Raw genomic sequence first — 25,570 nt, forward strand, 5'->3', positions numbered from 1 at the left:
AGAAGGATGGCGACGACGTGGCGATGTTCTCGGCCCTGCGATTCCGAGACTTCCGCTTCGTGCTCCTGACCCTGGTGCTGTCCCAGGCCGGCTACTGGGGCTGCAACATCGCCTTCCAGTCGATACTCACCGAGGTCGACGGCACCCCGGCGACGATGGGCGCACTCTTCTTCTGCCTACTCGTGCCGTACACGCTCTTCTCCCTCCCAGCCGGGGTGCTCGCCGACGCCTTCGACCGGCGGCGGCTGCAGATCGGCATGCTTCTGGCGGTCTGTGTCCTGGCCGGGGTCTGCGCGGCGATGGCTGCGGCCAGGGTCGTCGACGTGCCCGTGCTGCTCGCGCTCGCCTTCCTCGCCGGCACCGGGATCAGCTTCCTGTCCCCGGTGACGCAGGCCCTCGTGGCCAACACCGTCCCGGCCGAGGCGCTCGGCAACGCCGTCCCGCTCCAGGCTGCCGGGCTCAACCTCGCCCGTTCGATCGGCCCCGCGGTCGCCGGGCTGATCCTGGTGGCCTGGGGAACGCTGGGCACGTTCGTGATGTATGCCATGCTCAGCCTCGCCGCGGTCGCGGCCGCGGTCGCCATCCGGACCCGTCGCGTCCCGCCGGTCACCCCGGTGGTCCGCGAGAGCCTGGGCGCGCAGGTCCGCTCCGGCATACGGCACGCCCGAGACCGGCCACCGGCCGCGCTCTGCCTGACCATCGTCGGGGTCAACGCGTTCTTCGGGTGCGCCTTCACGACCCAGCTCGCCGTCCGGGCAGCCTCGACCTCGGACCACCCAGACGCGGTCTTCCCCATGCTCGTGGCCCTGACCGGGGTGGGTTCGCTCCTCGGGGTCCTCGTCGTGGCCCGGCTCGCCGAGCGCGTCGCCACCGTGTGGCACGCCGCGGTCATCCTCGGCCTGCTCGCCGGGAGCACCGCACTGCTCGGGACGGCGCCGACGGTGCCCGTGCTCGCGGGGGCCGCGCTGCTGTGCGGCGCGTTCAGCATCGGCACCATGGTGACCCTGCAGACGGTCATCCAGCGGGTCGTCGATGACGCACAGCGCGGCCGGGCGATGAGCCTCTACTTCCTCGGCTGGGGCGGCATGCCGTTCGGCGCCCTCCTGCTCGGCGGGCTGAGCACGTGGTACGGCTCCGCGACCGCCTTCCTGCTGTATGCCGCCGCGTGCCTGGCGGTGGCAACCACGGTCCTCGTGCGGTTGCGCCGACGCGGGGGCAGCGACTCCCTTCCCGCGACGTGACCGACCAGTGGCCGGTCCCCGATGCCGCGCTGCGGGGAGCCCACGACGGATCCGACCCGGTCAGCCGCCCGTGGCCGCCCGACGGCCCGGGTCCAGGGGGACGGCGAGCCGGACACAGCCAGCGGGTCCTGACTCGTCCGTGCGGGCCGTCAGTTCGGGTCGGGGCCTGACCCGCCGAGCATCGCGCGCATCCCGCTGGCGTTGCCGGCAACGAGGGCGGCCCGGTCCAGGCCGGAGCGCCGCGCGACGACCTCGGCCTGCTGGCGCACGATGTACACCGGGCCGGTACCCATGGCTGCCAACCCCTGGGCGGCGACGTCGGCAGGGTCGGCCGCGCCGGTCAGGTCGAGGCTGGCACGCCGCATGGCGGGGGTGGCCGTGAGCCCGAGCACGAGGTGCAGCACGTCGACGCCGACCTGTCCGAGCTCGAGCCACAGGCCCTCGGTGAAGATCCGGGCGAAGGACTTGGCCGCGGCGTAGATGCCGATGTCGGCGTGGCCGAGGTAGCCGGCCGAGGAGCCGACGACGAGGACGCCGCCGCGGCCGCGGGCGGCGAGGCGGGCACCGAGCTCCCGGCAGAGCTCGAGCGGGCGGGTGACGTTGAGGTCGATGACGGCCTGGACCCGGGCGAGATCCGCCTCGACAAAGCGGCTGCGGTAGGTGTTCGCGCCGGCGTTGAGGACGAGCAGGCCGAGATCGAGGTCGGCGACGGCGTCGACGATCCTGGCGGTCGCGTCCGCGTCGAGCAGGTCGAGGGCGAGCACGCGGCACGGGGCCCCGTAGGCCCGGACCCGGTCGGCGACCTCCTCGAGGGCCTCGGGCTTGCGTGCGACGAGCACGACGCCGAGGCCGGCCCGGGCCAGCTGGTCGGCGAAGGCGGCACCGACCCCCTCGGAACCGCCGACGACCAGCGCCCATGGTCCGTAGCGCTCGAGCAGGCTACTCACGCCGGTGGCCTCGCTCATGCCCCGCTCACGCTGTCCGTCGCCGCAGCGGCTGGCTCGTCGAACCAGTCCCACGCCCAAGGGGTGATGGTGGCCAGGGGCCCGGTGAGCAGCGGGGTGGCCGTGCCGGCGAGCGCTGCGGGCGGGGCTGGCAGCGGGTCCGCGGCCAGGGCCCGCGTGAACTCGACCGGGTCGGCCTCGAGGTAGGTGAGCCGGATCCGCACGACCGGTCCTGCGGGGTTGCTGCCGCTTGGGGCGCTGCGGAAGGTCCACACGCCCGCGACGCCGTCGCGCGCGAGCAGGTCGGGCACCTGGGTCTCGTGCTCGAACTGGGACAGGTCGGCCACGTCGGGGTGCAGGGAGGTCTCGACCCGGGTCACCTCGACGTGCACCCCGCGGTTGGGCCGGAACGGCAGAGCGGCGAGGGTGACGAGGGCCCGGGGGGCCACGTAGCCCTGGACGGGGCGGAACATCCGGGTCATCGGCCGTTCGGTCCAGGCCAGCTCCGGACGCCGGCCCTGGTGGATCGCCCGGTCGCCGAGGTCCTTCCACTCGGCGATCGAGTCAGCGGCCGGCTCGGCGAACCAGTACATCGCCATGTACTGGCTGCCGGCGAGCGCGGCGTCGGGGTAGCTGCCGAGCTGCTCGCACTCGGGGGTGCGCACCCAGCGGTCGCCGTGGACGACGGCGGGCAGGGCGAGGTTCTCGGGGCGGTGGTCGAGCTGGTGCCACGCGTTGTAGTCGCGGTGGCGGGAGGCGTCGGTCACCTTCGGAAACGAGAAGAACGCGCGGGTGGCGGTCTCCGGGGTGCTCGGGATCATCTCGGCCCCTCTCGCTGGTGGGCGCTGCGGCCCGTTTCGGCCACCGACGCTTGACCCTAGGGTCGCCCCATCACTAGAGTCAAGCAAGCGCTTGGTAGGCAGCGATGCCCGTGAAGGGAGCCCCATGACCGCCGGCGACGTGGACTTCCGCGCCCGACTGGACGCCCTGATCGGCCTCACCGACCCGCCACGGCGGGCCAAGGACCCGATCACCGAAGCAGCCATCCGCATCTGGTGCGACGCCGTCGGCGACGAGAACCCTGCCTACCAGGACCCCCAGTGGGCCGCCCGCTCCGCCTGGGGCGGCATCGTGGCCCCGGCCACCTCGCTGAACATGTGGACCCTGCCGGGTAACCGCCGCAGCCACCGCCACGCCGAGAGCCTCGACCGGGTCAACGAGGTCCTCGCCGAGCGCGGCTTCACCTCGGTGGCCGCGGTGCAGACGGAGCACACCTACCTGCGCCCGCTGCGCCCCGGCGACCACCTCGAGCAGTTCCCCTCCATCGGCGCGGTCTCCCCGCAGAAGTCCACCCGCCTCGGCCTGGGCCACTTCGTCGACCTCGTCAGCGACTACCGCACCGTGGACGGCGAGCCGGTCGGACGCGTCGTCCTGCGGATGCTGCGCTGGAACCCGGCGACCAGGGCCGAGGTCCCGGCGACGCCCGGGGACCGCCTCGCCCGGCCGGTGCGCCCGGCCGGAGCCGCCCCGACCGACCTGCCGCCCGCCGACACCACCGGCACCCTGACCGCGCACCTGCAACCCGGCTATGCTGCCGCCCCGCTCGACGAGCGCCCCTACCTCGTCGGCACCGCCGAGCTTGCCGACGGGACCCGCCTCAGCGCAGACGTCGTGGACCTGCGCCCCGACCTCGTGCACGACGGCATGCCGGTCGTCGTGGCCCATCGACGCACCCGCGACGGCCAGGTCCTCCCCGTACTCACCGCCCCGCGACCCGAACGCCGCACGAGCACCCGCACCGGAGCCGAGATGAGCACCGGGCAGCGCCTCGCCCCTTGGCCGATCCCCGTCACCCAGCTGTCCATCGCGGCACTGGCCACCGCGACCTTCGACTTCAACGACGTGCACCTCGACCGCGACGCGGCCCTCGATCGAGGCGCCCGCGACGTCTACATGAACATCCTCGGCTCGAGCGCGCTGGTCAACTGCTACCTCACCGACTGGGCCGGACCGGAGGCCCGCATCGTCGACTTCCGCACCCGCCTCGCCACGCAGAACCACCCCGGCGACACCCTCACCCTCGACGGTGTCGTCACCGGCCTGAAGCGGGCGCCCGAGGCCATTGGGGGAACGCACGTCACCGTCGACGTCCGCGGCACCAACAGCCTCGGTGACCACGTCATCGCCTCCGCCACCCTCGCTCTGCCCTGACAGGAGCGCCGTGCTCGCCAGCTACGTCCTCGACTCCGGTTCCCCCGGCAGCCTGCGTCTCGGCCGGCTCGAGGCCCCGACGCCCGGCCCCGGTCAGGTGCTCGTGCAGGTCCAGGCGGCGAGTCTGGACCGGGTCGACACCTACATCCGGCGCGGCACCCACGGCATGGCGGTCACCGGGCCGACGATCCTCGGCCGGGACGTCGCCGGCACCGTCGTACGGACCGGTCCCGGCGTCACCGGCTTCACTCCTGGCGACGCGGTCGTCGGGCTGACCACCGGCACACACGCCGAGCTCGCCGTCGTCCCGGCCACGCACTGCTTCCCGCGGCCGGCCGCGCTCGACGCCGTCCACGCCGCCGCGGTGCCCACCGCCGGACGCACCGCCTACGACGCGGTGGTCAACCTCGCTGGGGTGCGTCCCGGCGACCGGGTCCTCGTCGTCGCTGCCGCCGGCGCCGTCGGCACCTTCGCCGTCCAGTACGCCCACCACCTGGGCGCGCACGTCGTCGGCACCAGCGCCCCGGCGAAGGCTGACGCCGTGCGCGCCCTCGGCGCCCTCGACGCTGTGGACCACTATCGCCCGGACGTCGTTGACTCCCTGCGTGCCGCCCTGCCCGGCGGCGAGGCCGACGTGATCGTCGAGTCGGTCGGCGGCACCTTGTGGTCCGACGTGCTCAAGGTCCTCGCCCCCGGCGGGCGGCTGGTCACCTGCGGCGTCACCGCCGACAGCCACGCCCACCTGCACCTGGGTCGGCTCATGGTCAAGGGCTGGACGCTGCGGGGCATCGGGCGGCCCGGACCCGAGGCGGTGGCCCGCCAGCTGCGCGAGGCCCTCGCCCTCTCGGCCGTCACCGCCGCTCCCGCGATCGCCGCCACGCACCCGCTCGAGCAGGCCGCGGCCGCGCACGAGCAGTTGGAGGCATCCGACTTCGTCGGGCGAATCGTCCTCACGACCGGCTGAGACCCTAGGTGAGCGACTTGCCCGACACGGCGGACAGCACGACGAGCGGGATCTGCCGCCCGAAGCCCGCAGCCCGTTCGACGTAGCGCGCCACGTTCGGCTTGTGCGCCACGACGTGCGCCAACAGCTCCGGGTCGCGCTCCCCGTCGGTCACCCTCGCCCGCACCGCGATCGTCTTGCGCCGCAACACGATCCAGCAGAGTTCGTGGTGACGCGCATTGACCACCCAGGCCGGATCCGTGGGGCCGCCTCCCTTGGAGCCGACGACCACCAGGTCCTGCCCGTGCGGCACGTACGGCAACGCCGCGTCGCGCAGCTGCCCGGACCGACGGCCCACCGTCGTCAGCAGCAGCGTGGGGTTGTACGGGAACCTGCCCGCCAGCGCGTACTGCAACGACACGAGCGAGAACCCGGTCCATCGCACGAGGAACCGGTCGAACGCCATCCCACGCGGCCCACGGATGACCACCAGCCACGGCCGGCCGTACGAGGCGAACGACCTCGTCTCCGCACCGATCCGGTCCCCCTGGCTCATCGCGCGCGGGCCAGCAACGGTGACAGGGCCTCGGCGACGTCGGCGACGTCCTCGATGCCCCGGACCACCTCGACGAGCTGCTCCTGCGAGCCCGCATCGAGGATCCCGTCGCAGAACGTGGCCAGCTTGCCGGCCACGAAGTCCCAGTCCGCCCGTGTCGCCTCGTCCCACGGGTCACCCTGGGCGAAGTCCGACTCGATGACGTACTCCCGGCCATCGGCCCGGATCGTCAGCGCACCCCGTGTCCGGCGGATCTGACCACCTGGGTGCTTCTTGAGGTCGGCCTCCCACTCCGCGTCGAGCACCGGGTCCGGTGCCGTCGTGATCCGGCGCGCCAGGTCCCACACCGCGGGGTCGGCCAGCCGCTGCGGGTCGTACCACTGCGGACCCGGGGCGTGTCCGAGTAACACCAGCGCCGCCGTGTACGGCATGTTGAAGGCACCGTCCAGCGGCGCGCCGAGCGTGTCCGGGATCTGTTGGGCCGGTTCCCGGAACTGCAACGTCCGGTAGGCCGCCGGGCTCAGCCGGATCTCCATGGACTCGATCTGCGACACCGGCACCCCGTGGCTGCCCGGGAACGCGCGGATCGCGTCGAGAGCGGCGTGGGTGAAGCGGCACGTCGGGTATGGCTTGAGCGAGGTTTCACTGATCCACCAGGTCGACCCGAGGCCGGCGACCATCTCGTGCCGCTCACCGCCGAGGAAGCCCATCGCCTCGATGAAACCCGGGGTGCGGTCCAGCACGTCCAGGTCGCCGGTGTAGCCCTCCTCGGCGAGCGCCGCGCCGAGCATCCCGGCGTGCGCGATCGCGCCGTACGGGCCGTACTTGAACGCGTTGAACGATCGCCGCTCGGCCATGTAGGAGTTCTTCGCCGGCGGGGCCAGCCAGGCGATCAGCCCGAGCGCGTGGGCCAGGCGCTCCGGCTCCCAGCCGCCGACTACGGCGCACGCCGCGGCCGTGCCCATCGAGGCGTAGCCGTGCGACGACAGCGGCGACCAGCGGAACTGCCCGTCCTCGAAGGCCATGAGCGAGGTCGACAGGTTCAGCCGCGCGTTGATCTCGAAGGCGAGGATGCTCGCGCGCAACAGGCTCGCCCCGCCGGCGTGCAGCCGCTCGGCCTCGGCCAGTCCGGCCGCGACCCCGAACACCGCGAAGTGCGCGGAGTTGAAGAAGGTGTCGTCGGCGTCCAACGCGTTCATCATGTCCGCGTTGGCGTGAACGGCGTTGATCGCCGCGACCCGCTGCTCCAGCCCGAACACCGTCGCCTCGGCCGGGCCGCCGAACCGGGCAGCGACCTGCTGGACCATGCGGCTGCGCCGCAACCGCACCGCCGCCAGGCCGCAGACGAGCGAGTCGAGCAGGACGAGCTTGCCGTAGTCACGCACCGGCTCGGGGATGTCCTCGTCGCGGGTCGTCGTCGCGAACCGCGCGAACAGCTGCGTCCGTGTCGGTCCCGTTGTGGCAGTCATCGCTCAGCCCACCCTTCCCGGCGCGACGAGCCGGTTGCCCTGCGCGTCACGCGGCAGTGGCAGGGGGATCGCCGCGAGGAGCTTCCTTGTGTACTCCTGCTGCGGGTCGGTGAAGATCCGCTCCGTCGTGTCCGCCTCCACGACCTCACCGGCCGCCATCACCATGACCCGGTCGGCGATGACCTCGACGAGAGCCAGGTCGTGGCAGACGAACAGGTACGCCAGACCCAGCTCCTCCTGCAGGTCCAGGAGCAGGTTGAGCACCTGCGCCCGCACCGACACGTCCAGCGCCGCGACCGGCTCGTCGCAGACGATGAGGCTCGGCTTCATCGTCAGCGCCCGTGCGATCGCGACCCGCTGCAGCTGCCCGCCGGACAGCTCGGCCGGGTAGCGCCCCAGGTAGCGCGAGCCGATGCCGACCTTGTCGAGCAGTTCGACCGCCTCCCGCTCACGCGTGGCACGGTCCTTGTCGGTGTGCACGACGAGCGGCTCGGCGACCGCGTCCTTGATCGTCATCCGCGGGTCGAGCGAGCTGTACGGGTCCTGGAAGATCATCTGCATCCGCTGGCGCAGCTTGCGCAGCTGCTTCGGCCTCGTGGCCAGCAGGTCGACCCCGTCGAAGGTCACCGACCCGGAGTCCGGCTCGATGAGGCGCAGCACCATGCGCCCGACCGTCGACTTGCCCGCGCCGGACTCACCGACGACCGCGAGGCACTCACCGCGGTCCAGGGTGAAGCTCACCCCTTTGACCGCGTGCGACCACTTCGTACGCCGGCCGAGCCAGTCCCGGCCGGAGCTGAACGACTTCGTGAGGTTCGTGACCTCGAGCAGGCTCATCAGACCGTCACTCCATCCAGAGAGAGCTCCGCGACGCGCACGCACCGCGCATCGTGCCCGGCGGCGCCGTCGACACGGACCAGGCCCGGGTGGGCCACGTCGCACCGGCCCGGCTCGGCGAACCCGCACCGGCTGCTGAACCGGCACCCGTGCGGCCAGGCGCCGGGAGCCGGGATGCCACCGGGAATCGCGCGCAGCCGCCGGCCGGTGCTCAGGCCCGGCTTCGGGATCGACCCGATCAGGCCGGAGGTGTAGGGGTGGCGCGGGTTGAAGAAGATCTTCTCCGCGGGCGCGTGCTCGGCCACCTCGCCGGCATACATGACCACCACCTCCTGGCACAGCTCGGCCACCACCGCGAGGTCGTGGCTGACGAACAGCAGCGCCACACCGGTCTGCTCCTGCAGGTCGCGCAACAGTTCGAGGATCCGCTCCTGCACCGTCACGTCGAGCGCCGTCGTCGGCTCGTCGGCGATGAGCAGGCGCGGGTTGCACGCCATGACCATCGCGATCATGACGCGCTGGCACATGCCGCCGGAGAACGCGTGCGGGTACTCATCGACCCGCTGCGCCGCGCGCGGGATCTGCACCATCTCGAGCATCTCGACGGCGCGGGCCCGGGCCTGCCTGCGGTTCATGCCCAGGTGCTTGCGCACCGACTCCGCGATCTGGTCGCCGACGGTGAAGGCCGGGTTCAGGCTGCGGATCGGCTGCTGGAAGATCATGCCCATGCCGGGGCCACGCAGGTCCCGCCACTGCTTCTGGGTGCCCGCGGTGAGGTCCGTGCCGTCGAAGACGATCCGGCCCGAGGCGATCCGCCCGCCCGTCGCCCGGGTCAGGCCCATCACCGCGACCGAGGTCACCGTCTTGCCCGAGCCGGACTCGCCGACGAGCGCCATCGACCCGCCCGGCTTCAGCGAGAACGAGACGTCCTGGACGGTCGTCTGCCACCCACCCGAGGGTGCGGGGAACTCGACGCTGAGGTTCTCCACGCGCAGGAGGTCTGCCGCCGCGCCGGTGGCGCCGGTCCCGGTGCGGGCGATCCCACCGGCCGCCGTTTCACGTGCCATGTCAGCTCCCGTTGTTGCCGGACCGGTCAGTTGCCGGACCGGGTGCGCACGAGGGCGCGACGGACACCGTCACCGAGGTAGGTGAAGGCGAGGACGGTGAGGAAGATCATCACGCCGGGCGGCCACACGAGGTACGGCGCGAGCCGCATGTTCGAGGAGGCCGTCGAGAGCATCGAGCCCCAGCTGGCCGCGGGGGCCTTGACGCCCAGCCCGAGGAAGCTCAAGCTCGCCTCGGCCGCGACGGCGGTGCCCAGCGACACCGAGATGACGAGGATGATCGGCGGCAGCACGTTGGGCAGCACGTGCCGCACCGTCGTGCGCAGGGTGCTGCAGCCCAAGGCGATCGAGGCCTCGATGTAGGTCTCGTGCCGCACGTCCATCGTGCCGGCGCGGGCCACCCGGAAGAAGCGCGGGGCCATGACCAAGCCGATGGCGAGCATCGCGTTGGTGATGCCGGCGCCGAGGACCGCGACGATGGTGATGGCCAGCACGAGCGACGGAGCGCTCATGATCGCGTCCATGATGCGGGTGAGGATCGTGTCGATCCAGCCGCCGCGGTAGCCCGCGATCGTGCCGAGGGGCAGGCCGAGCACGAGCGCGACGGCCGCGGCCTGCAGCGCCGCCCACAGCGAGACCCGTGCCCCGAAGATGAGCCGGCTCAGCACGTCCCGGCCGTAGTCGTCGGTGCCCAGCCAGTGCTCGGCGCTGGGCGGTTTGAGCCGCTGCAGCACGTTCTGCACGTCGGGGTCGTGCGGTGCCAGGGCCGGCGCGAAGATCGCGATGAGGGTCAGCACGAGCAGGAAGACGCCGGCCACGATCGTCGTGGGGCGACGCACGATGCTCTTGAGGATGCCGGGGGCGACGACCGGCTGCGGGTCGCCCGTGCCGATGGCCACCGTGGGCACCTTGGCGACGGTCCCGGCGAGGCCGTCCGCGGGCGTGCCGGCTCCATGCGGGTCGTTCCCCGGCCCCGGGGACGTCGGGATCCGCTTCGCGATCATGACCGTACCTTCGGGTTGAAGTAGCCGTAGGAAATGTCGACGATGAGGTTGACGAGCACGACGATCGTCGTGCTGAACAGGACGAAGCCGAGCAGCACCGGGATGTCACGCCCCTGCACGGCCTCGACGGCGGTGCGCCCGAGGCCCGGCATGTTGTAGATCATCTCGATGGTCACCGATCCGGCGAGGACCTCCGCGACGCGGAAGCCGAGGACGGTGATGACGGGGATGCACGCGTTCTTCAGGGAGTGCTTGAACACGACGCTGGTGCGCGACATGCCCTTGGCTTCGGCGTTGAGGATGTAGTCGGTCTTCATGACCTGCCCGAGCGCCGAGCGCAGCTGCAGGGTCACCTCGGCGGCCGGGAGCAGACCGAGTGCGATGCCCGGCAGGACGAGGTACGAAAGCCACGTCCCGACACCGGCGGACAGCGGCTGGAAGCCGAACGCCGGGAACATCTGCAGCCCGACCGAGAAGACCGTGACGAGCACGAGGCCGAACCAGAAGCCCGGGATGGCGATCGAGATCGAGGCGAACCAGTTGATGACCCGGTCGACGATGCCGCCGGAGCGCAGCGTGGCCACGAGCGCCAGGGCGGTCCCGAGCACGATGGCGAAGATCATCGCGACGAGCACCAGCGACATCGTCGTCGCCATCCGTCGTGTCAGCAGGTCGGTCACGCTCTGGTCCGAGAGGAAGGACGTGCCGAGGTTGCCGTGCAGGACGTTGCCGATCCACTTGATGTAGCGAAGGAGGACCGGATCGTTGAGATCGAGTTCCTCGCGGATCGTCTGGACGCGTTCAGGGGTCGGTTCGTCACCGGCAAGGATGACGGCCGGGTCCCCCGGGGCGAGGTCGATCAGAGCGAAGACGAGCAGCGGGACGAAGAACAGCAGGGGTATTGCTGCGAGCAGTCGCCTGCCGGCGTATCGGAGCATCTCTTACCTCGGCTCTGAGCGTGGTACGTGGTGCCTGGGGGTTGCGCCTCACCCGGCCTGGTGCCCGGCGAGGCCGGGTCGATGTCGCCACCGGCCCCGGCCACAGCGGGTAGCCCTGACCACCCGGCGGCGGCACCACCGGGTGGTCAGGAGCGACGGCTACTTCTTGACGGCGATGCCGCGCAGGTCCCAGATGCCGATGTTCGACATCGGGATGTTGTCGATGCCGACGACGTTCGTCTTCGCGACGTTCGCGACGGTCTGGTTGCACAGCGGCACGAACCAGCCCTGCTCGAGCGTCGTCTTCCAGATGTCCTGGTACAGCGGGGCGCGCTTGTCCATCGACAGCGTGGGGTTGGCGGCCTCGGCGGCCTTGGCCGCGATGAGCGAGGGGTCAGCGGCGAGCTTGTAGGTGTTCAGCAGGTAGGTGTTCACCGTCGCCGCCGGGTCGGCCTTCGGGCTCCACGACGTGGCGACCATGAGCTCGAAGTCGCCGGCGATGAAGCGCGGCTCGTTCTCGGTGTTGGGCACGGGGTTGAGCGTCGCGTCGATGCCGACGGCCCGCAGCGACGCCTGCACGACGTTGGCCGGCTGCTCGGCGTTCGTGCCCGCGGCGAAGGTGACGGTCACCTTGGCGCCGCCGGCCTGTTGCACCAGGGCCTTGGCCTTGTCGACGCTGAACTCGTACGGGTAGGTGTAGTTCGGCACACGGCTCGGGTCCGTCTCGGGGACGAGCTGGCGCGTCGGCGTGCAGGTGCCGCTGAAGAGCGCGCCGATCGCTGCCGGGTCGATCGCGTGGGCGATCGCCTGGCGGACCTCGGACTTGGCGACGTCGCCCTTGGTGGCGCGCAGGTAGACGCCGACAAGGTTCTTGAACTTCACGTTGTTCTTCTGCAGGCCGCTGCCCGGGGTGACGATCTTCTCGGCCGTGGCGATCTCATTGGCCGAGCTGAGCGGTGCCAGGTCGATCTGGCCGCTCTGCAGGCCGTTGAGGCGGGCCGCGGCGTCGGGCACGCGCTGCAGCTCGATGCCGCCGAGGCGTCCCACGTTCGGGTCCCAGTAGCTGTCGGCCCGCTTGAGGACGAGCTTCTCCTGGGGCACGAGCTGGGTGGCGACGTACGGGCCGGAGCCGGCGGTGCCGGGGTTGTTCTTGATGTCGACGCCGTCCTTGATGGCCTTCGGGCTGACCATCATGCCGGCCGTGCCGGTGAAGGACGCGGGCAGCTGAACGCCTTTGCCTTTGACCAGCTTGAGGCGCACGGTCTTCGCGTCGACGACCTCGACGGACTCGATGTCGGCGAGGTCGCTCTTGAGGGTCGAGCCCTGGAGGGTCTTGCCCCGCTCGATGTTGACCTTGACGGCCTCGGCGTCGAACGGCGTGCCGTCGTGGAACTTCACGTCGTCGCGCAGCTTGAGCTCCAGGACGCTGCCGTTTTCGACGAAGTTCCACTCCTTGGCCAGGCCCGGGACGATCTTGTCGTCCTTGTCCAGCATGGTCAGCCGGTCCCACACGAGGAACAGGTAGCCCCAGGCACCGTAGCTGGTCTGGAGGGCCGGATCGAGGTCGCGCAGCGGACCCGCCGACGCGAACTTGAGCACGGCCGATGTGTCGATCTCGCCGCCGGAACTGCTGCTGCTGTCCGTCGGGCTGGTGCTGGTGCAGCCAGCCACGCCGAGAACTCCGATGGCCATTAACGCGATGACGCGCTTCCTGGTCTTGCTGATGAAACCCATATCACCCGTCCAAACACAAGGCGAAGCGATCGAGAGGTGGGGTGTTGCACGCCCGGCGGTTGCCGGGCGGGATGCGTGGGGTGGTGACCATCGGGCGCTCGGGCGCCCGGCGGTTCACCCTTCGGCGGACAGAATCAGTGCACTGGTTGGGACTCCGACACCCGCCGTCACAAGGACGTTGCGGACGCCGTCGGGCTGGTTGGTCGAGGTCCCCCGGACAAGCCGGACGCCCTCCGCGATGCCGTTCGTGCCGTGCAGGTAGGCCTCACCGATCTGGCCACCGTGCGTGTTGGTCGGCAGCGAGCCGGTGACCTCGAGGTTGCCGTCGGCGATGAAGTCCTTGGCCTCGCCGCGGCCGCAGAAGCCGTACTCCTCGAGCTGGTTGAGCACGTACGGGGTGAAGTGGTCGTAGAGGATCGCCGCACTCATGTCGGCGGGTCCGAGGCCCGATTGGGCCCACAGCTGCTTGGCGCAGAGCTCGACCTCGGGGATCCGGGTCAGGTCCTCGCGGTAATAGCTGACCATCTGGTACTGGTCCGGTCCCATGCCCTGGGCCGCCCCGACGATGTACGCCGGGATGGAGGGCAGATCCTTGGCGCGCTCGGCGCTGACGATGACCATCGCCTGGCCGCCGTCGGTCTCCTGGCAGCAGTCGAAAAGGTGCAGCGGCTCGGCGATCCAGCGGGAGGCCTGGTGCTCCTCGAGAGTGAGCGGCTTGCCGTAGAACCACGCCCTACGGTTGTTCGCGGCATGCTTGCGGGCGAGCACGGCGACCCGGCCGTAGTCCTCGCTGCTCGCGCCGTACTTGTGCATGTAGCGACGGGCGAACATCGCCGTGTGCTGGGCCGGGGTGAGCAGACCGTACGGGTTGACCCAGGAGCGGTACTCGTTGTCCGAGGTGGCCTGGGTCTTCGCCGGAGGCGGCCCCTGCCCGAAGCGGACGCCGGAGCGCTCGTTGAAGGCGCGGTAGGCCACGACGACGTCGGCGATGCCACTCGCGACGGCCATGGCGGCCTGCTGGACCGGGGCACAGGCGCCGCCACCGCCGTAGGGGATCCGGGCGAAGAACTTCAGCTCGGGGATGCCCAGGCTGCGGGCGACCATGTTCTCCGGGTTGGTCTCCATGGTGAAGGTCGTCATGCCGTCGACGTCGGCGGGGCTCAGGCCCGCGTCGGCCAGGGCGGCCGAGACGGCCTCGACGGCCAGCTGCAGCTCGCTGCGGCCGGAGTCCTTGGAGAACTCCGTCGCGCCGATGCCGACGATCGCCGTGCGGCCCGACAGGAAGTTGCCCGTCACGTCACTGCTCCGTTCCGCGGGGCAGGCGCACGGTCACCTCGGAGATGGCGTGCGCGCCCTTGCTGTTCATGCCACGCACCGCGACGCGCACGGTGTCCTGCTCGAGGCCGACGACCTCTCCGGTCAGCCGCATCGTGTCGCCCGGGAAGTTCGGCACCCCGAGACGGGTGCTCAGGCGCACCATGCGGGCGGCGGGGCCGGCCCAGTCGGTGACGTAGCGGCCGACGAGCCCGTTGGTGTTGTTGATGCTCATGTACGTGTCGGGAGTACCGCGACGCTCGGCCTGGGCCGGGTCGTGGTGCACGTCCTCGTAGTCGCGGGTCGCGAGGGCGCCGGCGACGATGAGGGTCCGGGTCAGTGGGATCTCGAGCGCCGGCAGCGTGTCGCCGAGGCGCACCTGCTCGATCGTGATCTGCTTGCCGCTCACAGCTGCTCCCCCGCGTCGACGAGGTCCGCGAGCTGCTGCAGGTGCCAGGCCGCGGAGCCGGCGGTGTTGGCCAGTTGGGTGCTCCAGAGCATGTAGCGGTGGATCGGGTAGGTGACGTCGGCACCCATGCCGCCGTGCACGTGCTGGACGATGCGCGCGACGCGGTCGCCCGCTTCGCCGGCCCAGTACTTCGCGACGTGCACGGCCGCGCGGGAGGGCCGCTCGGTCGTCTCGCGCCAGAGCGCGTTGAGGTAGGTGACCTCCATCGCCTCGGTGTCGATGTGGCAGTCGGCGATCTGGTGAGCGACGGCCTGGAAGGTCGCGATCGGCACACCGAACTGCTCGCGGCCCGAGGTGTAGTCGGCGGCCTGACGCACGGCGGCCTGGCTGATGCCGCTCTGCAGGGCGGCCACGGCGATCCAGACCTGGCGCAGCAGCCAGTCGACCCGGTCCTCCTCGGGGCCCTCGGCGAGCAGTTCCGCCCCGGCGCCGTCGAGGTACACGTCGGAGGCGAGCCCGCGGTCGGTGCGCTCGAAGGTGTCCAGGCGCACCCCTGCGCCGGCGGCCGGCACGAGATAGAGCCCGACCGTGCCCTCGTCGTCGGTGGCCGGGACAATGATCGCGTCGGCGAGGTGCGCCGAGCGGACGCCGACGGCGGTGCCGCTCAGGACTATCCCTTCTCCACCGGACTCGGCGCCGGACCGCGCGCGGACGCGGGCGCCGTACGGCCGGGCGTCGGCCAGGTCGTCGACGGCCACGGTGAGGACCGCGTCCCCGGCGGCGACGCGGGGCAGCCACTCCGACTGCTGCTTGGCGTCGCCGTAGCGCACCAGCGGCAGGACACCGCCGACGAGGGTCTCCCACAGCGGGACGGTGCCCAGCGTGCGGCCCTGCTCGAAGAAGACCCCAGCGACCTGCCACAGACTCAGCCCGGCGCCGCCGTGCTCCTCGGGCACGAGCAGACCGAGGGTGCCGGACTCGGCCAGGTCGCGGTGCAGGACGCGGTCGAAGCGCTCCGGGCTGGCCTCGATGTCGAAGAGGCGCTGCGGGTCGCCGTTGCGCGAGAAGATGTCGCGCGCCAGGTCGTTGACCGTGACCTGCTCGTCGGTGAGCTGGAAGTCCATCAGTTCCTCTCCTCTTCGGTGAGCTCCGACGCGGAGGTCGCGGCCCGGAAACGCGGCAGCGTGAGGTGCTCGTCGTAGTCGAGCCAATCGACCTGCACGGGCAGGCCGATACTGACTTCGTCGGCGTCCCCGACGAAGTCGGCGACGAGGCGCGTGCCCTCCTCGAGGTCGACGAGCACAACGGTGAGCGGGTAGTCGTACCCGGGGGCCTTCGGGTGGTGGCTGACGACGTAGCTGTGCACCGTGCCCCGGCCGCTCGCCTCGACCTCGTGCCACGCGTACGAATGGCAGGAAGGGCAGATCGGGCCGGGCGGGTGGCGCAGCATGCCGCAGTCGGTGCAGGCCTGGATGACGAGGCGACGCTGTGCGGCGGCCTCGAACCAGAAGGCGTTGTCGCGCATGATGAACGGCTTGTGCCGTAGCGCCGGGTCGGCGGCGGCCGGAGCCGCGGGCTTGGCGCCGGACGGGTTGAAGCGCAGGATACGGAAGCGCTGGCGAGCCACGACCTCGTCGTGCTGGTCGGTGTAGGTGCGCAGCGTCGTGATGAAGTGGCCGGTTCCCAGACCCGTGGTCTTGCGCGGGGAGACGTCCTCGATGACCGTCGTCATCTTGATCTCGTCGCCCAGACGCAGCTCGCGCACGTACTCGTGCTCGTCGTTGGTCGCGACGACCCCGACGAAGCCGGCCTCGGCGAGGATCGCGAGCAGCTTGGCCATGGGGGTGTCCGGCGTGGCGCCCGCGGCGGCGGCCATGTGGGCCTTGTAGCCGACCATGAGCCAGGTCGACAGCATCGGCGGCGGGGCGACGACACCCTCACGGCCGGTGTCACTGGCGGCCTGCTCGTCGACGTAGATGGGATTCTCGTCGCCCATCGCCTCGACGAAGTGGCGGATCATCGCCTGGTTGACGGCGTCCTGAGCGTAGCGGGTCGGCGTGGCCTCGAGGCCGCGGAACTCGCGCAGGCGGGCGAGGAAGGCCTCCTCGTCGGTGGTGTCGTGGGCGGGGGTCTGCGTCGTGGCGCTCATGCCGCCGCCTCCGCTGCGCTCCGGCGTCGGTCTGAGCCAAACCTGTCACATGATGAGCGGCCCGAGCCGCTCCGCTGGCCGTTCATGCGGGCCGTCCCTTCCTCGGCATGCCGAGGCCGGCGACCGCGATCATGTCGCGCAGCACCTCGTTGGTCCCGCCGCCGAAGGTGTTGATGTAGGAGCCGCGGGTGTAGGCCTCGAGCTGTCCGCCGAGGACGGCGTCCGGGGCGCCGGGGCGCCGGGTCGCCCGGGGCCCGACGACGGAAACGAGACTGCGGCAGACCCGGTCGTGGGTCTCCGTGCCGTAGACCTTGGCGACCGACGCGGCGGCGGGGGCCGGGTTCTGGCCCTCCCCGACGACGGCGATCTTCCAGTTGAGCAGGCGCATCGCGGTCAGCTCGGCGAAGTCACGGGCCAGCTCCGTGCGTACCCATGGCTTGTCGAGGACGCGGATCCCGTCGGCGTCGGGCTCGGCGGCCCACGCGGTGATGTCGGTCCACAGCTGCTCGGTGCGTCCGCCCATGGCGGCCAGGCCCACTCGCTCGTGACCGAGCTGGCCGGTGATGAGGCGCCAGCCGCCGTTGACCTCGCCGACGAGGGCCTCGCGGCCCACGCACACGTCCTCGTAGTACGAGGCGTTGGTGTGGGTGATGCCGCTGGTGGCGATCGGCGTGCAGCTGAAGCCGGGGTCCGATGTCGGCACGATGAGGATGGTGATGCCCTTGTGCTTCGGGGCGCCGGGGTCGGTACGCACGGCCAACCAGACGAAGTCGGCCTGGCTGGCGCCGCTGGTGAAGACCTTCTGGCCATTGATGACCCAGCCCCCGTCGGGGGTGGCCTCGGCCTTGGTGCGCAGCGAGGCGAGGTCGGTGCCGGAGCCCGGCTCGCTGTAGCCGATGGCGAAGATGACGTCGCCGGTGAGCATGCCCGGCAGGTAGGTGCGCTTCTGCTCGTCGGTGCCGTAGCGCATGAGCATCGGGCCGATGTTGTTGATGGTGACGAAGGGGAATGGCGCCTGGGCGCGGTTGATCTCGTCGAAGAGGATGTACTGGTCGACCGTCGGGCGGCCCTGGCCGCCGAACTCCTTGGGCCAGCCGAGCCCGAGCAGGCCGTCCTTGCCGATCTGACGGATGATCTCGCGGTAGGCCGGCCGGTCCTCGTTGGTGCCCCCGAGCGCCTCGCGGACCTCAGGTGTGAGCAGGCGGGCGAAGTAGGCGCGCAGCTCCCGGCTCAGCGCTTGCTGCTCCGGGGTGTACTCCAGGTACATGGATGTCCTCTCTCAGGGCTCGGGCGGGCCGGCCTGGTCAGGTGGCCGGCAGGAGCGCGGTGCGCCCGTTGTCGGCGAACTGCTGCTCGAGGGCCCTGACGTCCGCCGCCGTGAGCGGGCGGTACACGGTGGACGCGCCGTCGCGGACGTAGACAGGGTCGGTGGTGGCCCAGGCGGCACGGCGCAGGACCTGCTTGGCGACCTTGCTGTTGCCCGTGGTGGGGATCTCGGCGACGATCCGCACGAAGCGGGGCCGCCACTTGGTGCCGAGGTCGGCCTGCTCGTCGAGGAAGGCGGTGAACGCCTCGGGGGCGAAGCTGACGCCGCCGCGCAGCTCGAGCGCGCACATCACCTGGTCGCCGGTGCGCGGGTCGGGCACCGCGAAGACGGGGGCGACCGCCACCCGATCCCAGCGTTCGATGATCCGCTCGACGGATGCGGCGGCGAAGTTCTCGCTGTCGACCCTGATCCAGTCCGAGGAGCGGCCGGCGAAGTAGAAGTAGCCGTCGGCGTCGCGGTAGGCCAGGTCTCCGGACCAGAAGTCCTCGCCGCGGATCCGCTCGGCGGCGGCCTCGGGGTTCTTGTAGTAGCCCTCGAACCGGGCGGCCATGCCGACTCCGACGAGCTGCCCGATGGCCTCCTCCGCGTTGACGATCCGTCCGGTCTCGTCGAACGAGGCCGGCGGGCACTCCAGAGCGGTGTCCTCGTTCATGACCTTGACCTCGGCGCCGGCGACGGCCACGCCGAGCGCCTCGTCGGGCGTCTCGGGAGTGCGGTTGATCCGCATGACGCCCTCGCTGGAGCCGTAGCCCTCGGAGACGACGACGCCGAAGCGCCCGGTGAAGCGGGCGATGTCAGCGGCCGAGGCCTCGGTGCCGACGGCGCGACGCAGCGTGCTCGTCGCGTCGCGCGGGTCCACCGGCCGGGCCAGGACATAGGCGAGGGCCCGGCCGACGTAATTGAAGTAGGTGACGCCGTGCTCGTGCACGTCACGCACGAAGCCGGACGCGGAGAACTTGCGGACCATGCAGATCGTCGCGCCGCAGACCATGGCGGGCCCGAGGTTGAGCATGACGGCGTTGCCGTGGAACAGCGGCATCGACATGTAGCTGACCGAGTCGCGGGTGAGCTCGGTGCGGGTCAGCAGCGCCTCGGAGATCGCGGCGAGACGCCCGTGCGAGCAGATGACCGCCTTGGGAGCCCCGGTCGAGCCCGAGGAGAACATCAACAGCAGGCTGGCGCCGGGGTCGACCTCCTCAGTGGACATCGGGGCGCCGGCGTACCGGGCCAGCCAGGCGGCGTACTCCGCGGAGTCGATGTTGCGCACCTGCTCGGCGGGGATGCCCAGGTCGAGGCCATCGACGAGGCCGGCGAGGCGGTTCTCGGTGATGAGCAGGTCGCAATCGGTGTGCCGCACGTCGTGGGCCAGCTCGGCGCCGCGCCGGGTCGGGTTGATCCCCACGACGGTGGCGCCGGCCAGCGCGGCCGCGCAGATCCAGTACACGTAGTCGGGGGTGTTCTCCATGAGGATCCCCAGGTGCAGCGGCTTGTCCTCGGGCCGGGGTACGTCGGCCAGGGCGGCGGCGCGGTCGGCGGCTTCCTGCACGACCTGGCCCCAGGTGATGGTGCGGCCCTCGAACAGCAGGCCCGGGTGACCGTCACCGGCGCGCCCGCGCACGATGTCGGCGAAGACGGCAGGTCCCACGATTCGGGCTACCGGGTTCTGGGGCGTCATTGACGTTCCGTTCCGTTCCGTTTCATCGTCGAATACGGATCAGCGCCGGGCAAGCAAGCGCTTGGTTGACAATGTAGAGTGGGGCCTGAAGGCAGGTCAAGGCCGGGTTACGGCGCGGGGGTCCGTGCTCCACGTCCGCGGGGTCACGCCCTCGTCGCGCAGGACCCGCTTGAGGATCCGCCCGACGGCGTTCTTGGGCAGCTCGGTGCGGACCTCGATGTGGGAGGGGACGGCATACCGCGGGACCCGCGGGTGCAGCCACGCGAAGAGCTCCGCGGGGTCGATCCGCGCACCGGGCGCGGGCACGACCGTCACCTTGAGGTCGTCCTCGGCCAGGGGCGAGGGGACCGCGTGTACGGCGACCTCGCCGACCGCTGGGTGGGCCGCCACGATGCCTTCGATCTCGAAGCTGGAGATGTTCTCGCCGCCGCGGCGCAGGTAGTCCTTGCCGCGGTCGACGAAGTAGAGATAGCCGTCCTCGTCGAGACGGCCGTAGTCACCGCAGTGGAACCACAGGCCCCGGAAGACCTCGAGGGTCTTCTCCGGTTGGCGCCAGTAGCCGTTGAACATGATCGCCGGGCGGGCGGGGCGGGCGACGATCTCGCCGACCTCGCCGACGGGAAGCGGGTTGTCGTGCTCGTCGACGATGCGCACCTCGAAGGACTCGTTGACCTTGCCTGCAGCCCCGGCGCGATAACCTCCCGGCGGGGTGAGCGTGATCAAGCTGGCCTCGGTCATGCCGTAGGCGCCCGAGCCGACCCGCTCGACGCCGAACCGCTCGGTCCAGCGAGCGGCGAGGTCGGCGGTGACCGGCGAGCCGGACACGACGCGCAGCTGACCGAAGGCTCTGCGGGCGGCCTCGGACTCGCGGGCGCCGGCGATCATCGGCAGCATCGAGCCCATGAGCGCGGCCATCGTCGCGCGGGAGCGCAAGATCTCGTCCCAGAAGCCGCTGACCGAGAAGCGCTGCGCGATGTCCATGGCCGAGCCGAGCTGGAGCGAGCCCACGACGTGCCCGACGGCGGCCATGTGGAACAGCGGCATTGGCGACCACAGGACGTCACCGGCCTGGCGCTCGAGGTTCTCGTGCATCTGGCGCGCCATGTTCGCCACGAAGCCGTGGCTGACCATGCACGCCTTGGATGGTCCGGTCGTGCCGGCCGTATAGATGAGATGGCTGGTGGCGTACGCGTCGAGGTCCGGAGTCGTCGTCAACGCCGAGCTCTCGGCGACGGCGGCGTCGAAGTCGATGACCTCGGCGGCCCAGGCGGGCACGGGGCGCGAGGACGGCCCGCCGGCCTCGGGGGCTCCGACGAGGACCGGCACCCGCAGCCCGGCGCCGACGAGGGCGTTGTCCATGACGGGCACGAACTCGTCCTCGAGGATCATGGCAACCGGATCCGAGTCGAGCACCTGGTGGGCCAGAATGGGGCCGCGGTTGCTCGTGTTGAGCGGGACGACGAAACCGCCGCAGAGCGTCGTCGCCCACCAGGCGAGCAGGGCCACGCGGCCGTTGCGGGCGAGGACGACCACGCGGTCGCCGGGGGCGACGCGGTCGGCGAGGAACCCGGCGAGGTGACGCGACGCGGCATCGAGCTCAGCCACCGTGAACGGGGTGCCGGCGAGCACGAGGGCGAGGTCTGGCTGGTTCCCGAGCACGCGGGACAGTGCAGCCAGGAGGGGGGTGGCTGCGGCGGGGCGGGTCACTGGCTCTGCCTACCTTTCTTCGGGCCAGCCGGTCACCGTGGGCGGGCGAGCGGCCGGCGGACGGGCGAAGTCTGGGCGCTCAGCCCCTTCGTCTTCGCGACGGTGCGCACGCTCCTCGACGCCGGAGCGGGGGTTGAGCGCCGTGACCGCCGTCGATGCGACGGCCGCGGGGCCGGTGGCGAGCTTGTAGTTGCCGGTGAGGTGGTTGTTCACCGTGCCCGCCGGGTCGAGGCGCGGTTGAAGGTGCCGGACACCTCGACCTCAGGGTGTCGGCGCCATCCAAGGACTGCCGGCGGCAGACCATCTCGCGCGCCAACCAAGCGCTAGTTAGGGCGCACCTTAGAGGGATGTCGCGGGCGCGTCAACACCGTGGCCAACGGGACGACAACGCCGAGGCGCGACCGTTGTCAGCACCCCACCCGGTCGCTAAGGTGCAGTCAAGCAAGCGCTTGGTTGACCTGACCGGCCAAAGGAGTCCGCCCGGTGGAAGCTACCCTTGCCACGGCACAGCCCCGCGATCGCGGCATCGATGCGGTTGCCTCAGCGACCCGTCGGCTCGTCGACGCGATCACCCGCGCGGGCGAGGCCATCGACATCGACGCCGACCGGATCGTGGCCGACCTCAAGGCGCTCACCGCCCGGATCGACGCCCGCGCCCCTGACCTTTCCGAGCGGATCGCGACGATGTGGCGCCAGCCCGGCCCCAGCCGTTTCGACCCCGCCGGCGGCACCGAGAACCCGTTGTCGCCGCCGGTGAGCCTCTGGGTCGAACCAGACGGCTCACTGCGTGGCGAGGTCACCCTGAGCCTGGCCTTCCAGGGACCCCCGCGGCACGTGCATGGCGGCACCTCGGCCATGCTCATGGACCACGCCCTCGGCATGGCCAACGCCCGTGCCGGACATGCCGCAGTGACGGTCGGGCTCAACGTCTCATTCCACGCGGCCATCCCCATCGGCTCGACGATCACGATCCTGGCCCGGCACGACGGGCGCGAGGGGCGCAAGGTGCGCAGCTCCGGCGAGCTGCGCGTCGGAGACCTGACGTGCGTCACGGCCACGGGCACCTTCGTGCTCATCGACGACCCGTCGACGCAGGAGAAGTTCCGGCGACCCTCGAGCGAGCAGGCGTGAGTACGACTGCTGACCCGACGACCGCCGCGCCCGGTCCGCTCGCCGGCCGTGGTGCGCTCGTCATCGGCGGGGGTGGCGGCTTCGGCCGCGCCATCGCCGCCGCGCTGGCCACTGACGGCGCCGCCGTTACGATCATGGGGCGGACCGAGGCGACGCTACGGGCGGCGGCCGCGACGATCGCCGCAGCCGCTTCCGAGGCGCTGCCCGTGCGGGTCAGCGTCGGCGACTCCACCCTCGAGCAGGATGTGGCCGCCGCGGTGCGCGTCGCCGACGAGACCCCGTTGGCAGCCGTCGTCACGACAGTCGGTGGCGGCACCTTCCGTCCCGTGCTCGCCCTCGACGCGGAGACCCTCGAGCACGACTTCCGGCGCAACGTCACAACGGCGCTGCACGCGATCAGGCACGGCGGACAGGCCCTGGCCGGGCGCGGTGGGGGCGCCATCGTGTGCACCTCCTCGAGCGCGGGCGGGCACTCCTTCCCGTTCATGCCGTCGTACTCGGTGAGCAAGGCCGCGCTCGAGGCCCTCGTGCGGGTCGCCGCCGACGAGCTCGGCCACCTCGCGGTGCGGGTCAACGTGGTGCGCCCCGGCATCGTGGCCACCGACGGGAAGAACCCGGGCCTGCTGCTGGCCGACCCCGAGCTGGCCGCCGCGACCGTCGCCGAGAAGCCCCTCTCGCGGGTCGGGCGCGCCGAGGACGTCGCCGCCGCGGTCCGCTTCCTGTGCGGTCCCGAGTCCTCGTGGATCACCGGCGTGTGCCTGCCGGTCGAGGGCGGGGCGCACCTGCGTCGCGCGCCCCGGCTGGAGAAGCTCGCCCGGATCGTCAGTGGCGACGAAGTCGTCAACGCCGCTCTGGCCGGCCGGCTCCCATGACGCCACAGGTCCCCGCTACCCGGATGGAGCTGGCCACGACGCTGCCGCCGACGACGACGCTGCGCGAGGTGCCCGCGGTCGTGGCGCGCATCGAACGGCTCGGCTTCGACACCGTGCACGTCCCCGAGACGACACACGACTCGTTGGCGGTCGCCCTGCTCGCGGCCGAGCACACCAGCCGGATCACCGTGCGCACCAGCATGACGCTGGCCTTCCCCCGCAGCCCGATGGTGACCGCGTATGCCGCGTGGGACCTCGCACGGTTCTCCGAGGGTCGCTTCCAGCTCGGTCTGGCCACCCAGGTGCGCGGCAACATCGTCGGCCGCTTCTCGGTGCCGTGGGACCGGCCGGCCGAACACCTGCGCGACTACCTTGCCTCGATCCGGGCGATCTTCGCCGCGTTCGCCACGGGCGCGCCCCTGCAGCACGAGGGCAGCCACTACCGCTTCACCCGGCTCCAGCCCTACTTCAACCCCGGCCCGCTGTCGACCGCGGCCCCGGCGCTCTACACCGGCGGGGTCAACCGGCGCGTCTGTGAGGTGGCCGGCGAGCTCGCCGACGGCTTCGTCACCCACGCGACGAACTCGCACCCGAGCCACCTCCGCACGGTCGTGCTCCCCGGGCTCCGCGCCGGGGCCGAGCGGGCCGGACGCGCCGGGATCCCGCGGGTCGTCGTCGTGTCCAAGTCGATCACCGGTCCGACGCAGGCCGCACTCGCCGCGAGCCGCGCCGCCGCCCGCCAGGAGCTGGCGTTCCTCTTCTCGACCCCGGCATACCGCACGACCCTGGACCGGCTCGGCCTGGGCGAGGTCGGCGAACGGCTCGCCGGGATGGCCGCCTCCGGGCGCTGGGCGGGACTCGCCGACACCCTCGACGACGAGACCCTGGCCACGCTCATCCCGCACGGCACCTATGCCGAGCTGCCGGACGTGCTCGATCGGGCCTACGGCGGGCTCGCCGACGGGCTCGGGCTCGGGCTGCCGCTCGACCCGGACGATGACGAGGACTTCGGCGCACTGCTCCAACGCCTCCGGCTCATCCCGACGAGTGCCGCAGCCGGCGACCCGCCCGCGACCGGCGACCCCACCGACGAGACCACCAGCGCGACGCGTAGCGACGCCGGATCGGAGACCGTGTCATGACCGCACGCATCGGGCTGCTCACCCCGGTCGTCCTCCAGCACCCGCGCACCGCGGCCGCCTGGGAGCGGGACGTCCTGGCCGGCCCCGACGTCGGCGGTGCACTGCTGGCCATCGCCCGCGCCGCCGACGACCTGGGCTACCACCACCTGACGTGCAGCGAGCACGTCGCCGTGCCCACCCGGATCGCTGCCGAGCGGGGCGGGACGTACTTCGACCCCGTGGCCACGCTGTCGTTCCTCGCCTCGGCGACGCGCCGCGTCCGGCTCGCGACGAACGTCGTCGTCATCGGCTACCACCACCCGTTGGCCCTCGCCAAGACCTACGGCACCCTCGACCTGCTCAGCGGCGGTCGTGTCATCCTCGGGGTCGGGGTCGGCAGCCTCGAGGAGGAGTTCGACCTGCTCGGCGCCGAGTTCGCCGAGCGCGGCGCGGTCGCGGACGAGGCGATCGCGGCCCTGCGCGCCGCATGGGGCAGGGCCGTGCCGCACCACGAGGGGCCCCGGTTCACGTTCACCGACTTCGTCGTCGAACCGCACGCGCCGCGCACCACGGTGCCGCTGTGGTTCGGTGGGCGCACCCGCCGCTCGCTGCGCCGCGCCGTGGCGCACGGCACCGGGTGGGCGCCGTTCGGCCTCGGGCCGCAGGAGCTGACCCGCCTGTGGACCTCCGTGGAGCGCCCGGACGACTTCGACCTCGTGCTGCAGATCCCGCCGCTGGACCCGCTCGGGAACCCGGACGGATCCCGCGAGCACCTGTGCACGGCCGATGCCGTCGGGGCGACCGCGGTCAACGCGAGTCTTATGGCCACCTCGGCGGCCCACCACCTCGAGCAGATGGCCGCGCTGCGCGAACTCACCCCGGAACGCTTCGAGGCGAACGCGTCCACGACCTGACCGGCCCCAG

Annotated in this window: 23 protein-coding genes; 7 read left to right on the forward strand and 16 right to left on the reverse strand. The window is 71.6% G+C overall.

Annotated features, from left to right (window positions below):
- Positions 1–23 precede the first annotated feature (23 nt).
- Positions 24–1,241, forward strand: a complete 1,218-nt coding sequence (locus tag ACFPIJ_RS15610) for an MFS transporter (RefSeq protein WP_380116185.1) — start codon at positions 24–26, stop codon at positions 1,239–1,241.
- A gap of 149 nt (positions 1,242–1,390) precedes the next feature.
- Here ACFPIJ_RS15610 and ACFPIJ_RS15615 read toward each other — a convergent pair whose 3' ends face one another.
- Together ACFPIJ_RS15615 and ACFPIJ_RS15620 are read right to left on the reverse strand one after the other, a co-directional pair.
- Positions 1,391–2,206 (reverse strand): SDR family NAD(P)-dependent oxidoreductase, encoded by an 816-nt coding sequence (locus ACFPIJ_RS15615; protein WP_380115639.1) that lies wholly within the window; start codon positions 2,204–2,206, stop codon positions 1,391–1,393.
- A complete protein-coding gene (locus ACFPIJ_RS15620) occupies positions 2,203–3,006 on the reverse strand; it encodes a hypothetical protein (RefSeq protein WP_380115641.1) in 804 nt (267 codons plus the stop codon). Before ACFPIJ_RS15620 ends, ACFPIJ_RS15615 begins: the two co-directional genes overlap by 4 nt.
- A 124-nt stretch (positions 3,007–3,130) precedes the next feature.
- Between ACFPIJ_RS15620 and ACFPIJ_RS15625 the strand changes: the two genes are divergently transcribed.
- Both ACFPIJ_RS15625 and ACFPIJ_RS15630 read left to right on the forward strand, forming a co-directional pair.
- Positions 3,131–4,396 (forward strand): FAS1-like dehydratase domain-containing protein, encoded by a 1,266-nt coding sequence (locus ACFPIJ_RS15625; RefSeq protein WP_380115642.1) that lies wholly within the window; start codon positions 3,131–3,133, stop codon positions 4,394–4,396.
- A 10-nt stretch (positions 4,397–4,406) separates the two neighbouring features.
- Positions 4,407–5,360: a quinone oxidoreductase family protein gene (locus ACFPIJ_RS15630; protein WP_380115643.1), complete on the forward strand. Its 954-nt coding sequence runs from the start codon at positions 4,407–4,409 to the stop codon at positions 5,358–5,360.
- 4 nt (positions 5,361–5,364) lie between these two features.
- Here ACFPIJ_RS15630 and ACFPIJ_RS15635 read toward each other — a convergent pair whose 3' ends face one another.
- The 14 genes from ACFPIJ_RS15635 to ACFPIJ_RS15700 all read right to left on the reverse strand — a co-directional run bounded on the left by ACFPIJ_RS15635 (position 5,365) and on the right by ACFPIJ_RS15700 (position 21,474).
- On the reverse strand, positions 5,365–5,895 hold the full coding sequence (locus tag ACFPIJ_RS15635) for a nitroreductase/quinone reductase family protein (protein ID WP_380115644.1): 531 nt from the start codon (positions 5,893–5,895) through the stop codon (positions 5,365–5,367).
- Positions 5,892–7,364: an MmgE/PrpD family protein gene (locus ACFPIJ_RS15640; protein WP_380115645.1), complete on the reverse strand. Its 1,473-nt coding sequence runs from the start codon at positions 7,362–7,364 to the stop codon at positions 5,892–5,894. Before ACFPIJ_RS15640 ends, ACFPIJ_RS15635 begins: the two co-directional genes overlap by 4 nt.
- 3 nt (positions 7,365–7,367) lie before the next feature.
- Entirely contained in the window at positions 7,368–8,201 is an 834-nt protein-coding gene (locus ACFPIJ_RS15645) for an ATP-binding cassette domain-containing protein (protein WP_380115646.1), read from the reverse strand.
- Positions 8,201–9,268: an ABC transporter ATP-binding protein gene (locus tag ACFPIJ_RS15650; protein WP_380115647.1), complete on the reverse strand. Its 1,068-nt coding sequence runs from the start codon at positions 9,266–9,268 to the stop codon at positions 8,201–8,203. The genes ACFPIJ_RS15645 and ACFPIJ_RS15650 overlap by 1 nt, the downstream gene beginning before the upstream one ends.
- Positions 9,269–9,294: 26 nt before the next feature.
- On the reverse strand, positions 9,295–10,269 hold the full coding sequence (locus tag ACFPIJ_RS15655) for an ABC transporter permease (RefSeq protein ID WP_380115648.1): 975 nt from the start codon (positions 10,267–10,269) through the stop codon (positions 9,295–9,297).
- Entirely contained in the window at positions 10,266–11,207 is a 942-nt protein-coding gene (locus ACFPIJ_RS15660; RefSeq protein WP_380115649.1) for an ABC transporter permease, read from the reverse strand. Before ACFPIJ_RS15660 ends, ACFPIJ_RS15655 begins: the two co-directional genes overlap by 4 nt.
- Before the next feature lie 159 nt (positions 11,208–11,366).
- Positions 11,367–12,941: an ABC transporter substrate-binding protein gene (locus ACFPIJ_RS15665; protein ID WP_380115650.1), complete on the reverse strand. Its 1,575-nt coding sequence runs from the start codon at positions 12,939–12,941 to the stop codon at positions 11,367–11,369.
- Between the two features lie 114 nt (positions 12,942–13,055).
- Positions 13,056–14,237, reverse strand: a complete 1,182-nt coding sequence (locus tag ACFPIJ_RS15670; RefSeq protein ID WP_380115651.1) for a lipid-transfer protein — start codon at positions 14,235–14,237, stop codon at positions 13,056–13,058.
- A 1-nt stretch (position 14,238) separates the two neighbouring features.
- Positions 14,239–14,664, reverse strand: coding sequence for a MaoC/PaaZ C-terminal domain-containing protein (locus tag ACFPIJ_RS15675; protein WP_380115653.1), 426 nt, complete (start codon positions 14,662–14,664; stop codon positions 14,239–14,241).
- Positions 14,661–15,788, reverse strand: coding sequence for an acyl-CoA dehydrogenase family protein (locus ACFPIJ_RS15680; RefSeq protein WP_380115654.1), 1,128 nt, complete (start codon positions 15,786–15,788; stop codon positions 14,661–14,663). Before ACFPIJ_RS15680 ends, ACFPIJ_RS15675 begins: the two co-directional genes overlap by 4 nt.
- The gene (locus ACFPIJ_RS15685; protein ID WP_380115655.1) at positions 15,788–16,813 is read right to left on the reverse strand and encodes a bifunctional MaoC family dehydratase N-terminal/OB-fold nucleic acid binding domain-containing protein; all 1,026 of its coding nucleotides are present in this window, start codon (positions 16,811–16,813) and stop codon (positions 15,788–15,790) included. The genes ACFPIJ_RS15680 and ACFPIJ_RS15685 overlap by 1 nt, the downstream gene beginning before the upstream one ends.
- 82 nt (positions 16,814–16,895) lie before the next feature.
- Positions 16,896–18,080 carry an acyl-CoA dehydrogenase family protein gene (locus ACFPIJ_RS15690; protein ID WP_380115657.1) on the reverse strand — a complete coding sequence of 395 codons (1,185 nt, stop codon included), beginning with the start codon at positions 18,078–18,080 and terminating at the stop codon, positions 16,896–16,898.
- Between the two features lie 37 nt (positions 18,081–18,117).
- Positions 18,118–19,785, reverse strand: coding sequence for an AMP-binding protein (locus tag ACFPIJ_RS15695; RefSeq protein WP_380115658.1), 1,668 nt, complete (start codon positions 19,783–19,785; stop codon positions 18,118–18,120).
- 126 nt (positions 19,786–19,911) lie between these two features.
- Positions 19,912–21,474: an AMP-binding protein gene (locus ACFPIJ_RS15700; protein ID WP_380115659.1), complete on the reverse strand. Its 1,563-nt coding sequence runs from the start codon at positions 21,472–21,474 to the stop codon at positions 19,912–19,914.
- A 531-nt stretch (positions 21,475–22,005) separates the two neighbouring features.
- Here ACFPIJ_RS15700 and ACFPIJ_RS15705 point away from each other — a divergent pair.
- Genes ACFPIJ_RS15705 through ACFPIJ_RS15720 form a run of 4 tightly spaced genes read left to right on the forward strand, consistent with a single transcriptional unit; the run spans position 22,006 to position 25,560 of the window.
- On the forward strand, positions 22,006–22,653 hold the full coding sequence (locus ACFPIJ_RS15705) for a PaaI family thioesterase (protein WP_380115660.1): 648 nt from the start codon (positions 22,006–22,008) through the stop codon (positions 22,651–22,653).
- Positions 22,650–23,525, forward strand: a complete 876-nt coding sequence (locus ACFPIJ_RS15710; RefSeq protein ID WP_380115661.1) for an SDR family NAD(P)-dependent oxidoreductase — start codon at positions 22,650–22,652, stop codon at positions 23,523–23,525. The genes ACFPIJ_RS15705 and ACFPIJ_RS15710 overlap by 4 nt, the downstream gene beginning before the upstream one ends.
- A gap of 23 nt (positions 23,526–23,548) precedes the next feature.
- The gene (locus ACFPIJ_RS15715) at positions 23,549–24,667 is read left to right on the forward strand and encodes a TIGR03617 family F420-dependent LLM class oxidoreductase (protein ID WP_380115662.1); all 1,119 of its coding nucleotides are present in this window, start codon (positions 23,549–23,551) and stop codon (positions 24,665–24,667) included.
- Positions 24,664–25,560: an LLM class F420-dependent oxidoreductase gene (locus tag ACFPIJ_RS15720; protein WP_380115663.1), complete on the forward strand. Its 897-nt coding sequence runs from the start codon at positions 24,664–24,666 to the stop codon at positions 25,558–25,560. The genes ACFPIJ_RS15715 and ACFPIJ_RS15720 overlap by 4 nt, the downstream gene beginning before the upstream one ends.
- Positions 25,561–25,570: the final 10 nt, after the last annotated feature.

Origin of the sequence: Dactylosporangium cerinum, assembly GCF_042653625.1 — a bacterium.
GTDB lineage: Bacteria > Actinomycetota > Actinomycetes > Mycobacteriales > Micromonosporaceae > Dactylosporangium > Dactylosporangium cerinum.

Coding starts and splice junctions, on each gene's coding strand:
- ACFPIJ_RS15610 (WP_380116185.1), top strand. CDS start 24: ATGTTCTCGGCCCTGCGATTCCGAGACTTCCGCTTCGTGCTCCTGACC.
- ACFPIJ_RS15615 (WP_380115639.1), bottom strand. CDS start 2,206: ATGAGCGAGGCCACCGGCGTGAGTAGCCTGCTCGAGCGCTACGGACCA.
- ACFPIJ_RS15620 (WP_380115641.1), bottom strand. CDS start 3,006: ATGATCCCGAGCACCCCGGAGACCGCCACCCGCGCGTTCTTCTCGTTT.
- ACFPIJ_RS15625 (WP_380115642.1), top strand. CDS start 3,131: ATGACCGCCGGCGACGTGGACTTCCGCGCCCGACTGGACGCCCTGATC.
- ACFPIJ_RS15635 (WP_380115644.1), bottom strand. CDS start 5,895: ATGAGCCAGGGGGACCGGATCGGTGCGGAGACGAGGTCGTTCGCCTCG.
- ACFPIJ_RS15640 (WP_380115645.1), bottom strand. CDS start 7,364: ATGACTGCCACAACGGGACCGACACGGACGCAGCTGTTCGCGCGGTTC.
- ACFPIJ_RS15645 (WP_380115646.1), bottom strand. CDS start 8,201: ATGAGCCTGCTCGAGGTCACGAACCTCACGAAGTCGTTCAGCTCCGGC.
- ACFPIJ_RS15650 (WP_380115647.1), bottom strand. CDS start 9,268: ATGGCACGTGAAACGGCGGCCGGTGGGATCGCCCGCACCGGGACCGGC.
- ACFPIJ_RS15655 (WP_380115648.1), bottom strand. CDS start 10,269: ATGATCGCGAAGCGGATCCCGACGTCCCCGGGGCCGGGGAACGACCCG.
- ACFPIJ_RS15660 (WP_380115649.1), bottom strand. CDS start 11,207: ATGCTCCGATACGCCGGCAGGCGACTGCTCGCAGCAATACCCCTGCTG.
- ACFPIJ_RS15665 (WP_380115650.1), bottom strand. CDS start 12,941: ATGGGTTTCATCAGCAAGACCAGGAAGCGCGTCATCGCGTTAATGGCC.
- ACFPIJ_RS15680 (WP_380115654.1), bottom strand. CDS start 15,788: ATGGACTTCCAGCTCACCGACGAGCAGGTCACGGTCAACGACCTGGCG.
- ACFPIJ_RS15685 (WP_380115655.1), bottom strand. CDS start 16,813: ATGAGCGCCACGACGCAGACCCCCGCCCACGACACCACCGACGAGGAG.
- ACFPIJ_RS15690 (WP_380115657.1), bottom strand. CDS start 18,080: ATGTACCTGGAGTACACCCCGGAGCAGCAAGCGCTGAGCCGGGAGCTG.
- ACFPIJ_RS15715 (WP_380115662.1), top strand. CDS start 23,549: ATGGAGCTGGCCACGACGCTGCCGCCGACGACGACGCTGCGCGAGGTG.
- ACFPIJ_RS15720 (WP_380115663.1), top strand. CDS start 24,664: ATGACCGCACGCATCGGGCTGCTCACCCCGGTCGTCCTCCAGCACCCG.